Consider the following 12,764-nt stretch of genomic DNA (forward strand, 5'->3'; position numbering starts at 1 on the left):
TCAGCGCCGCGTCCATTCATGCTGGTGGTTTTCCTGCCAGCCCGCACGATGCAGCAGGGGCGTATCGTCGGTAAATTCTGGGTGGCCGATGCAAAGCCATGCCGAGAAGGCCCAGCCTTCGGGGACCTCCAGCAGGCGCTCGATGGTGTCGGGATCGAGGATCGACACCATCCCCAGCCCCAGATTGTCCGCCCGCGCCGCCAGCCACAGCGTATGGATCGCCATGGCTGTCGAGGCCTGAAGCGTGGCAGGGATGCTGTGCCGCCCCAGGCCGTGCCCCTCGGCCGGATCGCTCACGGTGAAGACAGCCAGTTGCAGCGGCGCCTTGTCCAGCCCGGCCAGCTTGAGCCGGTTGTACTCGTCCAGCCGCTCACCCTCATAGCTTTGCGCGGCCAGAGCGTTGCAGGCGATGAAATTGTCATGGACCGCCTGGCGCAGCGCGGGGGCTTCCACGCGGATCACCCGCCATGGCCGCGCATTGCCCACCGAGGGAGCCAGATCCATCGCCGCCTGCAAGCGCTCGATCCGAGCCTCATCCAGCGGCGTATCGAGGAAATGACGCACATCGCGGCGCCAACGCATGATGCGCTCCAGCGTGGAGGCCTCGTCCTGCGTGAAATCCATTTATCTTGTCATCCCAGTGCGGCGGCAAGGCGCAGCCACTCTGCCTCCATGCCCGGCAGACCCAACCTTATCAAGCGTGGCGACCATGGAAAGATGCGGCTCCAGATGCGATGGTCGGCCAGATGGTTCTGAGCGGCCTGCGCATCCGGCGTGTCGTAAAGGCGGAAGAGATGCGTCCCACCCGCCAGCGCCCAGCCATGGGCCAGCGCCAGCGCATCGATCCGCTCGACTTCCTGAGCCAGACGCCGCGTCGTCGCCTGCGCCCATGCGGTGTCGCGCAGCGCGGAGGCGCCGATCTCCAGCGCGGGGCCTGCCACGGGCCACGGGCCTGCCATAGCGGTCAGGCGCTCGATGGTGGACATATCGCTGATGGCAAAGCCCAGCCGCACCCCGGCAAGACCATAGAACTTGCCGAAAGAGCGCAGAACCACCAGCCCCTGATCGCCCGCCAGCGGCGCCACCGACATCTCGGGCAGCGGATCGGCAAAGCTCTCATCCACCACCAGCGTGCCGACCCGGCCCTTCAGCGCGATCAGATCGGCGGGCGGGATGATCCTGCCGTCGGGATTGTTCGGATTGACCACCACCGCGATCTCGGCGCCGGCCAAGGCTTCGGGCGTGGTGACCTCTTCCACGTTGCAACCAGCGGCGGTGAAGCAGGCGGCATGCTCATTGTAGGTGGGCGAGAGCACGCGCACCTTGCGCCCCGCCAGCACCAGCGGCAGCATCTGGATCGCGGCCTGCGCCCCGGCCAACGCCACCATCGGTGCCTGCGTGCGATAGGCCTGAGCGGCGGCTGTCAGCAGGGCATTGCGCGCGCTGGCGGTGGGCAGGGCGGTCCATGCCTCGGGGGACAGGGGGAGCACCGGATAGGGCACGCGGTTGATGCCGGTCGACAGGTCGATCCAGTCATCGCCGCCGCGTGCCTTGCAGGCCCTGTCGAGATCGCCGCCATGATCGCGCCGGATAGTGTCACAGGGCATAGGTTTGGAATGTCCACATTGCGATCACACAGGGCGTCGCCGCGCACAATGCCGCCAGCATCACCACCCGGCGATAGAGTTTGAGGCCCGCCAGCAGATTGGCAGGCCTGGGATCGGGCGCATCGCCATTGAGCCATGGGTCCTGGCTCGGCCCCTCGGCATAGAGGCGCGGGCCGGACAGGCGGATGCCCAAAGCTCCGGCAAAGGCGGCCTCGGGCCAACCGGCGTTGGGCGAGCGATGATGCCGCGCGTCGGAGAGCATCACCCGCAAGGCGGTGATCGGCCGGTTGCAGGCCAGCACATAGAGCAGCCCCGTCAGCCGCGCCGGGATCCAATTGGCGACATCGTCGATCTTCGCGGCGGTGCGGCCGAAAAACATATGGCGCGGCGTGCGATAGGCGATCATCGAATCCAGCGTGTTGATCGCCTTATAGGCCGCGATCCCCGGCAGGCCGAGCAGCACACCCCAGAACAGCGGCGCGATCACCCCGTCCGAGGTGTTCTCGGCCAGACTTTCGGCAGCGGCGCGGGTGATGGCGGGCTTGTCGAGCTTTTCGGGCGAGCGGCCCACGATCATCGAGACCGCCTTGCGCGCGCGCGGCACATCGTTTTCGGCGAGCGGTTCGGCCACGGCGGCGACATGGTCATGCAGCGATCGCGCCGCAAGCAAAGGCCACGCCAGAATGCCGCCGACCACCGCGCCCGTCCAGTCCCGCACCAGCAGCAGGGAAAGCGCCAGCGCCACACCGCCGGTCAGCAGGATGATGCCCAGCGCCAGCATCGTGCCTCTGGACTGGCGGGTGTCGTCGTCCTCGTTTTCGTCGTTCCAGTGCCGGTCGCCCAGCGCGATCAGGCGGCCCAGCCAGCTCACCGGATGGCCGATGCGGGTGTAGAGGAACATCGGCCAGCCCAGCATCGCTTCCAGCGCCAGTCCGATCAGCATCTGCGCGGCATGCAGGGCCATCATGGGCAGGCTTTCTGATTGACGCCGGCGATGGCCCATTGCGCGCCGCAAGGGATCAGCCGGGTGATCGACAGGGGATCGATGCTGAACGCCAGAGCCGGGCCGATGGTTCCCAGCGCCATGGCCAGAGCCGCGCGGATCGTTCCGGCATGGGCAACAATGGCGCTGCGCCCCGGCAAAGCGGCGATCTGCTCTATTGCCGGAGCGGTGCGGGCGCACAGATCGGCAAAGCTCTCGCCATCGGGCGGGGCAAGCAGGGCCAGTTGTTCAGGCGGCAGGGCGCCCTGATCGGGAATGTCGGTGAAGGGCAGACCCTCCCACAGACCAAAATCCTGCTCCCACAGGCGCGGGTCGAGCCGGGGCTCGGTTTCCGGCCACAGGGCCTGCGTGGTCTGGCGGCAGCGCAGCGCGGGGCTGGCGATCACGCGGTCCACCGTGCCCAGATGCCTGCGCAGGGCCGCCAAGGCTGCCTCATCCGCAATGTCTGCGGGCACATCGCGTCGCCCGGCCAGACGGCCCTCGTTGAGGGCGGGGGCATGGCGGATCAGCAGCAGTTCTTGGGTGGGCGCCGAGGCCAAAAGCCACATCTCCTCTTGAGTTGGCGGTGCTTCTGGTTTCTGTGCAGGCGATTCGGCAAGCGATTGATGAAAGGCTGAGCCTTATGGCGCGGATAATTCTGGTCACCGGCGGCGCCCGCTCGGGCAAGAGCGCCATCGCGGAAGGCCATGCTCTGGGCTTTACCGGGCGCGCGACCTATATCGCCACGGCGCAGGCCTTCGATACCGAGATGGAACAGCGCATCGCCGCCCATCAAGCCCGGCGCGGGCCCGAATGGAGCAATCTTCATGCACCTTTCGATCTGGCGGATGCCTTGCGCGAGAGCGACAATACGCCCTGCCTTGTCGATTGCCTGACCTTGTGGCTCACCAACATCATGCTGGCCGAACGCGACTGGCAGGCGCAGGGCCTGCTGGAGGCTTTGGCCGCCCGCGTTTCGCCCGTGGTGCTGGTCACCAATGAGGTCGGCGGGGGCATCGTGCCCGACAACGCTCTGGCGCGGGCTTTTCGCGATATGGCGGGCTTGCTCAACCAGCGCGTCGCGGCCATGGCCGATGAGGTTGTTCTGGCGGTCTGCGGACTGCCCATGAAAGTGAAATGATGTTTGCCAGTCTTGTCGAAGTTGCCGATTTTGCCCTGAACGCCCCTTGTTTCGACGAGGCCGCCGCCGATGCGGCGCGCGCCCGGCAGAACAGCCTGACCAAGCCGCCGGGATCCCTGGGCCGTCTGGAGGAGATCGCGATCTTCATGGCCGGATGGCGCGCCACGCCGCGCCCGGCGATAAAGCGCGCTCAGGCGCTGGTTTTTGCGGGCAATCACGGGGTTTGTGTACATGGCGTCAGCCCCTATCCCAGTGAAGTGACCGCGCAGATGGTCGCCAATTTCGAGCATGGCGGGGCGGCGATCAACCAACTCTGCCGGGCGTCGGGTGCCGATCTGTCGGTGATCGCGCTCGATCTGGACCGCCCCACCGGCGATGTCACGCAAGGCCCCGCGATGAGCGAGGCCGAGACCCTCGATGCGCTGCGGCGCGGCGCCGAGGCTGTCGATCCCGAGGCCGATGTGCTGGTGCTGGGCGAGATGGGGATCGGCAATTCCACCATCGCCGCCGCGCTGGCCTGCGCCCTGTTCGGCGGCGCGCCCGAGGATTGGGTCGGCCCCGGCACGGGGGCTAACAGCGCGGGCATGTCGCGCAAGGCTCAGGTGATTGCGCAAGGGCTGGAACTGCACAGCGCGGCGCGTGGCATGGTTCTTATGGCCGCGCTGGGCGGGCGCGAGCAGGCTGCGATCTGCGGCGCGGTGCTGGCGGCGCGGGCGGCGCGTATTCCGGTGATCCTCGACGGCTTTATCTGCACGGCGGCGGCAGCGGTGCTGCATGGCGTGGCGCCCGAACTGCTCGACCACTGCCTTGTCGGCCATGCCAGCGCCGAGCCGGGGCATCGTCGCCTGCTCGCGGCGCTGAACAAGCGAGCCGTGCTGGAGTTCGACATGCGCCTTGGCGAGGGATCGGGCGCCGCGCTGGCGCTGGGCATCGTCCGGGCGGCGCTGGAGTGCCACAATGGCATGGCCACCTTCGGCGAAGCGGGTGTCAGCGAGGCATGACGGTGCTGCGCCGCCGCTGGTCCGAAGTGCAGGTGGCGCTGATGCTGCTGACGCGGCTGCCTGCGGGGCGCCTTGGCGAGCCGGTGCCGACGCTGGCTCAAGCCGCCTGGGCTTTCCCGCTGGCCGGGCTGGCGGTGGGCGGCGTGGTGGCGGGAGTGATGGCGGTAGGGCAGGCGCTCGGCTGGTCTGCCGCGGTGGCGGCGGGCGTCGCCATGGTCGCGGGCCTGCTGGCGACCGGTGGACTGCATGAGGACGGGCTGGGCGATGTCGCCGACGGCTTTGGCGGCGGGCATACGCGCGAACGCAAATTGGAGATCATGAAGGACAGCCGTCTGGGCAGTTATGGTGCCATCGCTCTGGTGATGGCGCTGGGGCTGCGCTGGCTGCTGCTGGCTCAGGCGGGCACGCCGTGGCGGATCGTGGCGTTGGCGGTGGCCAGCAGGGCGCTGCTGGTCGCGGCGCTGGCACTGATGCCTGCGGCGCGTTCGGATGGGTTGGGGCGGTCGGCTTCGGGCGTGGGTGTGTGGCGGCTGGCTGTCGGGCTGGGGCTGGGCGGGGCTGTGCTGCTGGGCTGGCTGGGCGTTTTGGCCGGGCTGGCTGCGGGTTTGGGGATGGTGCTCGCCGTGGCGCTGATGGGCTGGGTGGCCTGTCGCCAGATCGGCGGGCAGACCGGCGATGTTCTGGGTGCAATGCAACTGATCGGCGAGATTGCCGGCTGGCTGGCGCTGGTGTCGCTCCCCTCGGCTTGAGATAAGTCTTTCAACCTATATTGCTTCTTGTCACGGCGCGGGAGCCGGGCCAAGAAAGCGTTTATGCTGCTTTGCACAATGACGGGTGCGCCCGGTCATGTGAGAAGCGGCATATCTGTCGGCGATGCGCATCACCCGATGCTGCAAAGCGGAACGTTTCTGAGCAAGGTGAACGGGGCAATGGCGAATCGGCAGCTGGCAACAGCAGGGGTTTTCTGGAACATCGTTCAGACCTTGGGGGAGCGTTTCTTCCAGACGCTGGTCTTCTTCGTCGTGGCGCGCCTGCTCGACCCGACCGCTTTCGGTCTGGCGGCGATGGCGGTGGCGCCCGCCGCCGTGTTCACCGCGGTGATGCAGGGGGCCAGTCAGGTCATCGTGCAGGACCGCGAGGCGAGCCCGGCCTTCATCGCGGCGGCCTTCTGGTTCAACATCGCGGCGGGGGTGGCGCTGGGGGTGTTCGTGCTGGTGACCTCCGGGCCGATCAGCCTGCTGGTGCATGCGCCGGCGGTGGCGCCGCTGATGATGGCGACGGCCAGCGTGCCTTTGCTGGCGGGGCTTGGCGCGGTGTCTCAGGGCGTCATGACGCGCCATTTCGAATTTCGCATGCTGGCCATTCGCCGCACCATCGGCATCTCGGTCGCGGGGCTGGCTTGCGTGGTGTTGGCATGGATGGGCTATGGCGCGTGGAGCCTGGTCATTCAGGCCATTCTGACTCCGGCGGTGATGTCGGCGGTGGCGCTGCTGGCCGGTCCGGTGCGCGTGATCGAGCCCTTTACCGGCAACGAGGTGCGGCGCGTGGTGCGGCAGTCGGGGATGCTCTATGGCTCATCCTTCCTGACGCAGGGCAATACCCGTCTGTCCGATCTGATTGTCGGCTATTTCGTGGGCCCGGCCGGGGCCGGTGCCTTTCGTCTGGCGCGCACGGTGATCGATCTCATCACCAGCGTGACCTTCACGCCGCTGGCCAATGTGCTGTTGCCGATCTTCGCCAAGGCCAATGAGGAACCCGAGCGCGCGCTGCGCATGTACGTGAAGATCGTGGTGTCCTGTAGCCTGATCTTCGCGGGCGTGGAGGTGTGCACCATCTTCGGCGCCGAGGCCTTCCGTGCGGTGTTTCTGGGCAAGAGCTGGCCGGGGCTGGGCTGGGTGCTGATCTTCCTGGCACCGGTCTTCCCGACCATGGCGATCTCGCCCTCGCAGCCGCTGCTGATCGCGCGCGGTCGGGCCGGGATGGTGCTGTGGGCCAATTTCGTGCGGCTGGTGACCAGCAGCGCCTGTCTGGCCGTGGGCAGCAAGCTGGCGGGGGTGAATGGTGCGGCCATTGGCTATACGGTCTGTACCTATCTGGCGCTGGGCAGCATGCTGATCTTCATGCGGCGGGAAATCCCCTCGCTCAAGCCGCTGCTGACGGTGCGGGTGCTGCTGCCTCAGGTGCTGGCGTTGGCGATCGGGCTGGGGGGCTATGTCTGGGCGCTATCGCTGGGGTTGCGGCCTGCCAATATCCTGCAGGCCGGCGGAGCCTTGATGGTGGCTCTGCCGCTGTTCGGGGGGCTGTGTCTGGTGCTCTGCCGTCGGGATCTGGATGTGGCCATCGATGTTGTGCCCGTGCCCGGTAAGCTGAAGGACAAGGCCCGCAAGCTGCTGCGGTTGGCCTGAGAGCCCGTTTGGAACATGCGCGAAAGCGCATGTTCAGCGCGGGATCAGCCCTCTCCCCCACCCGACCACTCATACAATACTGCCGTTGGGTGGTCGGGTGGGGGAGAGGGCTGGTGCCGCAAATCCGGCTTCCGCCGGATTTCCAAACAGACTCTGAGCCCGGTCAGGGCTGCGCGTCGAGATAGATCCAGGCCTCCATCACGCCTTCCGGCGTGAGCACATCAATTCTGGCGCGGCGGTATTCGGCGCCCTCGAAGGCGTCGAGGCGGCTCCAGTGGTGGGGCAGGTCGGGCGAGAGGAAAAGGTGAACCTCGACCTCTGTACCGTCCGGTGCCGGAATGAGGGCCGGATAGCCAAGGGTCGCGCCCCAGCCTCGCTGAACCAGATGGCCTGTCACGCTGCCAGGGATCCAGCGCCCCTTTAGATCGGCCAGATGATGATGGTTCACCCGACCGGGCGCGAGCGTTCCATAGGTCGCGAGGCGTTCGTCGATGCTCATCGGCATTCGATATCAGCGGTGCCGCCGCAGGTCGCGTCAGATATCCAGCGGGTCGCGATAGCGGTTGAGACCCCATTTCTCCACCGGCAGATAGGTGAAGAGGCGATCGGCGATCACCTCGAAGCGATCGCGCAGCAGCGGCTCGAGATAGATGGCGATGCCAAGTGCCAGCGCGATGTTGGCGCCAAGGCCAAAGGCGAGCACGGCCCAGGGGTTGAAGCCCTGCTTGAGCAGAGCGCCCAGCACCGGCTCCGAAAAGGGCTGGTGGATGAGGTAGAGCGGATAGGTCGACAGGCCGATCCAGCGGATGGCGATCTTCAGCCGGGGGCTCATCCTGTCGAACAGGTCGTTGCGATAGATCGAGAAGACGAAGAACAGCAGCGACACGGCCCAGATCGAGACCGCCACGCCAAAGCTCTGCTGATCGGCGAACCACTGGCTGGATTTCTGGGTCTCGCCCAGAATGGCGACCACATCGATGACGACCGCCACCGCGACCAGCGCGGCCCGGCGCGCCGTGAGGCCGAATTTGAAGTTCAGCCAGATCAGGATCCCCAGCGCGAAGAAGGCGGCATATTGCAGCAGCACAAGCTGGGTCAGCTTGTTCATGCCGAACAGCGCCGAGAGCAGCATGTTGTGCTGGGGCACGGTGAAATGGCCGATCCAGAAAAAGCCGCTCCAGCCGATAAGGAGCGCGGCGAAATTTTCCAGATGCTTGAAATTGTTGGTGAGGATGATCGCGAAGATGGCCGTGTAGAAGCACATCTCGATCGGCAGCGTCCAATAGGAGTTTGCCACATGGGCGACAAAGGGCAGGATCAGCACCGAATTGACCATGCGGAAGGCGATCTCCTTCACCGGCATGCCCAGGGCGAGCAGGAAAGGCACCGACAGCAGCGAGCAGGCCCAGATGCCTGGCAGCAATCGCAGGAAACGGCGGCGGATGAAATACATCGGGCTGCGGCCATTGGCGGTATAGGCGATCACGAAGCCGCTGATGACGAAGAAGATCTGCACACCGATCCAGCCGATGGCGAAATGTTCGCCCAGCGGAGCATAGACGTGGAAGGTCCGCTCCGACATCTCGCCCGATTGCCTGCCATCGGCCCAGAAACCGTAGGTCAGGTGAAACATCACCACGAAAAGTGCGGCCACGAAACGCAGCAGGTCCAACCCATAAATCTGGTTGGACGCGGTTTTCTTGCTTTCGGCCATGGCGCTGTTCCGTCCGTGCGATGCTGGAATGGTCATGATGTCGTCCGTCGGCATGCGACGAGACCCCGATCCACAGGATTGTAAATCGATCTGTAGAAATACATGCCTGCGCTCGTGCTGCGATGCAACACAAATGGCGGTCCGGAATGCGTGTAACCTTGTCCGTCTGCCGCTCTGGCAGGGCGTTACGCCGGTTTGACGGCGGGTCTGCGACGGCCGAGGCGGCGGGCAAGCTGGTGAGCGGGCCATTCGACAGCGTGATAGAACACTGTGGTGACGATGCCGATGGCCGCGAGAACCGCCAGCCAATGCGCCAGCGGGCCCAGTGCCGTAAGGTTCTGCTTGACCGCATTGACCGCAAAAGGATGCGTCAGATAGATGCTGTAGCCCGCGATGCCGAAACGCTCCATCCAGCCGATTGTCTGCTTGCCGGTGCCGCGCGCGATTTCCGCCGCCAGCCATACCATGCAGAACAGGCCGAAGATCCAGATCGTCCAGGTGTAGCCGATCGAGAAGCGGCCCATATGCGCCAGCATCACGGTCGAGATGTAGCAATAGGCGACAGCGCCCAGGCGCAGGCCCCAGATTGGCAGGCGCCGCGACATGGCGGTGATGCGCTGGCGGTTTTCCGCCAGATAGCATCCCATCAGCCACAGCGGCGCGCAGAACAGCCAGTTGAGCTGATGGCCGAATTCCCAGAGATAGAGCGCATCCGGTTTCAACAGCAGCAGCATCCCCAGCGAAATCGCCAGCGAGACCAGCAGCACCCGCCCCATGCCGAAGCGGAAGATGATCGGCAGCACGAAGGGATAGAGCCCGTAATAGATCAGCTCGGCATAGACCGACCACAGCACATGGCTGAGCCTCTCGCCATAATCGCCGCCCAGCACTTGCGCCAGGATCAGCACCACGCCGAGCGGCAGCCCGATGCGCACGGCGCGGCGCGTCCAGAAGGAGAGCATGTCGACCCGGCTCTTGCCGACATTTCCGCCATGGATCAGCAGGCCGGAGATGACGAAGAAAACGCTGACCGCCGCCGTGCCGTTGAAGGTGGTGTTGACCAGCGCATAGAGCATCTTGTTGATGACGCCGGTGGGCTGCAGCACCTGATCGATGGGAAAGCGGGCGCCATGCGAAAAGGCCACCCACATCGCCGTCACGAAGCGAAGCGTGTCGAGACCGCGCACGACCTCGCGGGGCGGCACGCCATGGTCTTCCGCACTCGCCTTGATCGAAGCTGTCGTCATCGGGAAACCCATGCTCCTGGTGAAATTCAGTTTATGCCAGCATCTTGGCGGGGCGTCGGCCGAGGGGCAGGGGTTGAGGAAGATCCTCTCCTTCCTCTTCATCCTCCACCACCTCCTCGGGGGCGCGACCGGCCATGCCGACCAGGAAGCCCATCAGGCTGGCGCTCTTGATCGAGAGCAAGGCCCCTCCGAAAAGCAGGGTCAGCGTGGCCAGCAGGGAAAAGCAGATGAAGAGCGAGGGGTTCGAGCCCCTCTGGCGCGTGAAAAGCCCGCTGTAGTAAAACACCGCAAGGAAGACGCCCACCAACCCGAAATTATAGGTCAGATAGAGGAAGCCGCTGTCATTGGCATGCTCGGTGTTCACATCGCCAACCAGCATTTCCCAGACATTGGAACCGGCAAGACCATCGAAGGTCAACGAGATGCGATAATACAGCTCTCCGCCATCGCCCGTGTGATGTGTGTAGTAAAACCAAGCGATAAAGAGCAGGATGGGGCTGGCGACCCACATAAGAATGGAGGGCAGCTTGAGCCGGGCGAACAGCAAGGGCGCGCACAGCAACAGCAGGCCCGAGGCAGCGCGCGAATCCGAGGCCATCGAAAGCACCAGACAGGCGATCACCGCGATGGCGCGGTAAAAAAAGCCACCCTTGTGCATCCCGGAGAAATAGATCGTCATCAGCACGGAGAAATAGCCGAGCGACAGCGGTTCCAGAAAGGGCCCGCCCGCGCGGTGATCGATCATCGAGAAGGCCGAGGTGCCGCCGCCACGATAGGCGCCGGCGTAAAGCCCGTCTTGCGTGGCCTTGTTCGCCGCCGTGCTGGCCACCCAGGCGCGCGTGGCGCGGAAATAGTCACCGGCATTGACGATGGCGGTATAGATGGTGGGCAGCAGGGCCTCCATCGCGACGATGATGACCACGAACCAGAACAGCCAGCTCATCCACCTGTCGCGCACCCCATAGGCCGAGGCGCCGACGCCGATGTAAAGCGGCACGATCAGGCAATCGTAAAAGGCCTTGGGGTTGGGCGTCTTGATCAGGTTCATCACGATCAGCGTCACGATCAGCACGGCCAGCGTGATGATCGGCACCGCCCGCGCCTGAGCGACGCGGGTCAGCAGCAGGCAGCCGCTCAGCCCGGTCACCGCGATCTGGATGATGGTGACCTTGCCCTCGTTCATCGCCACGCCATGCGTGTTGAGAAAGGCCAGAAAGAAATTGAGCAACATGGACAGCGCCACGGCTGCAAAGCACAGTCGGGCCCGCCTTGTCTGAGCCCGCGTCGGGACGTTCGACACCGCGCCCAGATTGAGCAGCATGGCTTCGCGATTGCGAGGTGCAGTTCTTAGCATCACCATCCTGTGTCTGTCCGTCCATCTGTTTCTGGCACCGCAGGCGGTGGTTAATGCAGTCTGTTCGCTGTTGCGGAAAAATTCAATCGGCTGCGTGGTTATACGGTCGTGGCGATGGCGTGAAGGGGCGATATGCCGTTCTGAAAAACGGATGAACGGTTTCAGGGTTTTGCCGGGAGGTTTTGTCCGCCAGGCTGATCTGCGTTCAGCGGTTGAAATACTGGCGCAGCAGCATCGTCTGAGGTTTGTCGACGCCGTCGATCGGATCCGCGGACTTGGGATTGCGGCCCCAGGTGCCGCCACCGGCAAACATGGTCCCGCCGATAAACACATCCTGATGGGCCGCCATGAAGTCGATCATCGCATGCAGCTCGGCCACAGAGGCCGGGCTGGGGCCGGTGCCGAATTCGCCAAGGAAGATTTTCTTCCCATTGGCGCTGGCCCATTGATAGACGGCGGTCAGGATATGCGCGCCGACACCGGGGATGGCGATCTCGCTCGACCCACCGAAGCCCTTGTCGAGATATTGGTGCACGTCGAAAGCGTAATTGTTCGCTGGATCGCGCGCGCCCAGCATCACCTGGCCATTGCCGCTGGAAATCCACGAATGGCCACCCGTCCAGGCAATGCCTGAAAACAGCACCTTGGTTGTCGCTCCGGCGGCGCGGATCGCCCTGCAGGCCGCGTTCTGTGCCATGAGGTTGGTCTGCGGGTCCTGACTATGCGGCTCGTTCATCAGATTGTACCAGACGAGGCGCCGCGAGCGGTAGCGGGCACCCATCCGCCCCCAGAAATCTGCAAAGGCGCCGATGTCCACCGGGGAGCCCGGATCACCGATGATCTGCCCCTGACGCCTGCCGTAATTATGGGCATCGAGCAGGGCGATGGCGCCGGCCTGTTCCAGCATGCCGAGGATCGTTTCGAGGCCCGACAGGGCGTCGTTATCAAGCTCGCCATGCAATTGGGGTTGCAGCCGCTCCCACAGGAAGGGGATGCGGAAGATGCGGAAGCCTTTGCCCAGATAATATTGCAGATTGTCGAGCTTGGGCCAGTGCCATCGCCCGCCGATCGCGTTGAACTCCGCCCCGGCAAAATTGACCCCGAGCAGAAGGCCTCGCCCGCTGCCTGTCTGGGCCATCGCGGAGGAGGCCCCCAGCAGAGGAATGTCCACCAGACCACCGGCCGTCAATCCTGACAGGGCCATGCCTGATACGAAGCTGCGGCGCGAGTGTTTTTGCATGGAATTTTTATACGGCGATCCATGCTGCGTTGCAACGTATTTGGCGGCAATCGAAGGCGCCCAGCCGCCCCGA

Annotated in this window: 13 protein-coding genes; 4 read left to right on the plus strand and 9 right to left on the minus strand. The window is 64.9% G+C overall.

Going from position 1 to position 12,764, the window contains the following annotated elements; all coding sequences use genetic code 11:
• From bluB to ABDW49_RS09635, 4 genes are read right to left on the minus strand one after another with little or no spacing between them, the layout of a single operon-like run.
• On the minus strand, positions 1 to 624 hold the full coding sequence (gene bluB, locus ABDW49_RS09620; protein WP_343611494.1) for a 5,6-dimethylbenzimidazole synthase: 624 nt from the start codon (positions 622 to 624) through the stop codon (positions 1 to 3).
• 8 nt (positions 625 to 632) lie between these two features.
• Entirely contained in the window at positions 633 to 1,607 is a 975-nt protein-coding gene (gene cobD, locus ABDW49_RS09625; RefSeq protein WP_343611495.1) for a threonine-phosphate decarboxylase CobD, read from the minus strand.
• The gene (gene cbiB, locus ABDW49_RS09630; protein ID WP_343611496.1) at positions 1,597 to 2,574 is read right to left on the minus strand and encodes an adenosylcobinamide-phosphate synthase CbiB; all 978 of its coding nucleotides are present in this window, start codon (positions 2,572 to 2,574) and stop codon (positions 1,597 to 1,599) included. Before cbiB ends, cobD begins: the two co-directional genes overlap by 11 nt.
• Positions 2,571 to 3,158: a histidine phosphatase family protein gene (locus ABDW49_RS09635; RefSeq protein ID WP_343611497.1), complete on the minus strand. Its 588-nt coding sequence runs from the start codon at positions 3,156 to 3,158 to the stop codon at positions 2,571 to 2,573. Before ABDW49_RS09635 ends, cbiB begins: the two co-directional genes overlap by 4 nt.
• Positions 3,159 to 3,232: 74 nt before the next feature.
• Between ABDW49_RS09635 and cobU the strand changes: the two genes are divergently transcribed.
• The 4 genes from cobU to ABDW49_RS09655 all read left to right on the plus strand — a co-directional run bounded on the left by cobU (position 3,233) and on the right by ABDW49_RS09655 (position 7,136).
• Positions 3,233 to 3,730 carry a bifunctional adenosylcobinamide kinase/adenosylcobinamide-phosphate guanylyltransferase gene (gene cobU / locus ABDW49_RS09640; RefSeq protein ID WP_343611498.1) on the plus strand — a complete coding sequence of 166 codons (498 nt, stop codon included), beginning with the start codon at positions 3,233 to 3,235 and terminating at the stop codon, positions 3,728 to 3,730.
• Positions 3,727 to 4,731: a nicotinate-nucleotide--dimethylbenzimidazole phosphoribosyltransferase gene (gene cobT, locus ABDW49_RS09645; RefSeq protein WP_343611500.1), complete on the plus strand. Its 1,005-nt coding sequence runs from the start codon at positions 3,727 to 3,729 to the stop codon at positions 4,729 to 4,731. The genes cobU and cobT overlap by 4 nt, the downstream gene beginning before the upstream one ends.
• Positions 4,728 to 5,480 (plus strand): adenosylcobinamide-GDP ribazoletransferase, encoded by a 753-nt coding sequence (locus ABDW49_RS09650; RefSeq protein WP_343611502.1) that lies wholly within the window; start codon positions 4,728 to 4,730, stop codon positions 5,478 to 5,480. Before cobT ends, ABDW49_RS09650 begins: the two co-directional genes overlap by 4 nt.
• A 180-nt stretch (positions 5,481 to 5,660) precedes the next feature.
• Positions 5,661 to 7,136 carry an oligosaccharide flippase family protein gene (locus ABDW49_RS09655; RefSeq protein WP_343611503.1) on the plus strand — a complete coding sequence of 492 codons (1,476 nt, stop codon included), beginning with the start codon at positions 5,661 to 5,663 and terminating at the stop codon, positions 7,134 to 7,136.
• A gap of 163 nt (positions 7,137 to 7,299) precedes the next feature.
• On the opposite strand, the gene ABDW49_RS09660 is transcribed toward ABDW49_RS09655, so the two are convergent.
• From ABDW49_RS09660 to ABDW49_RS09680, 5 genes are all read right to left on the minus strand, one after another.
• Complete coding sequence (locus ABDW49_RS09660; protein WP_343611504.1) at positions 7,300 to 7,635, minus strand: gamma-glutamylcyclotransferase family protein; 336 nt, start codon at positions 7,633 to 7,635, stop codon at positions 7,300 to 7,302.
• A gap of 36 nt (positions 7,636 to 7,671) precedes the next feature.
• A complete protein-coding gene (locus tag ABDW49_RS09665; protein WP_343611505.1) occupies positions 7,672 to 8,886 on the minus strand; it encodes an acyltransferase in 1,215 nt (404 codons plus the stop codon).
• A gap of 149 nt (positions 8,887 to 9,035) precedes the next feature.
• Positions 9,036 to 10,097, minus strand: coding sequence for an acyltransferase (locus ABDW49_RS09670; RefSeq protein ID WP_343611506.1), 1,062 nt, complete (start codon positions 10,095 to 10,097; stop codon positions 9,036 to 9,038).
• A gap of 31 nt (positions 10,098 to 10,128) precedes the next feature.
• Positions 10,129 to 11,451 carry a hypothetical protein gene (locus ABDW49_RS09675; protein WP_343611508.1) on the minus strand — a complete coding sequence of 441 codons (1,323 nt, stop codon included), beginning with the start codon at positions 11,449 to 11,451 and terminating at the stop codon, positions 10,129 to 10,131.
• A gap of 205 nt (positions 11,452 to 11,656) precedes the next feature.
• The gene (locus tag ABDW49_RS09680; protein ID WP_343611509.1) at positions 11,657 to 12,691 is read right to left on the minus strand and encodes a glycoside hydrolase family 5 protein; all 1,035 of its coding nucleotides are present in this window, start codon (positions 12,689 to 12,691) and stop codon (positions 11,657 to 11,659) included.
• Positions 12,692 to 12,764 lie beyond the last annotated feature (73 nt).

The organism is Novosphingobium sp. (genome assembly GCF_039595395.1).
GTDB lineage: Bacteria > Pseudomonadota > Alphaproteobacteria > Sphingomonadales > Sphingomonadaceae > Novosphingobium.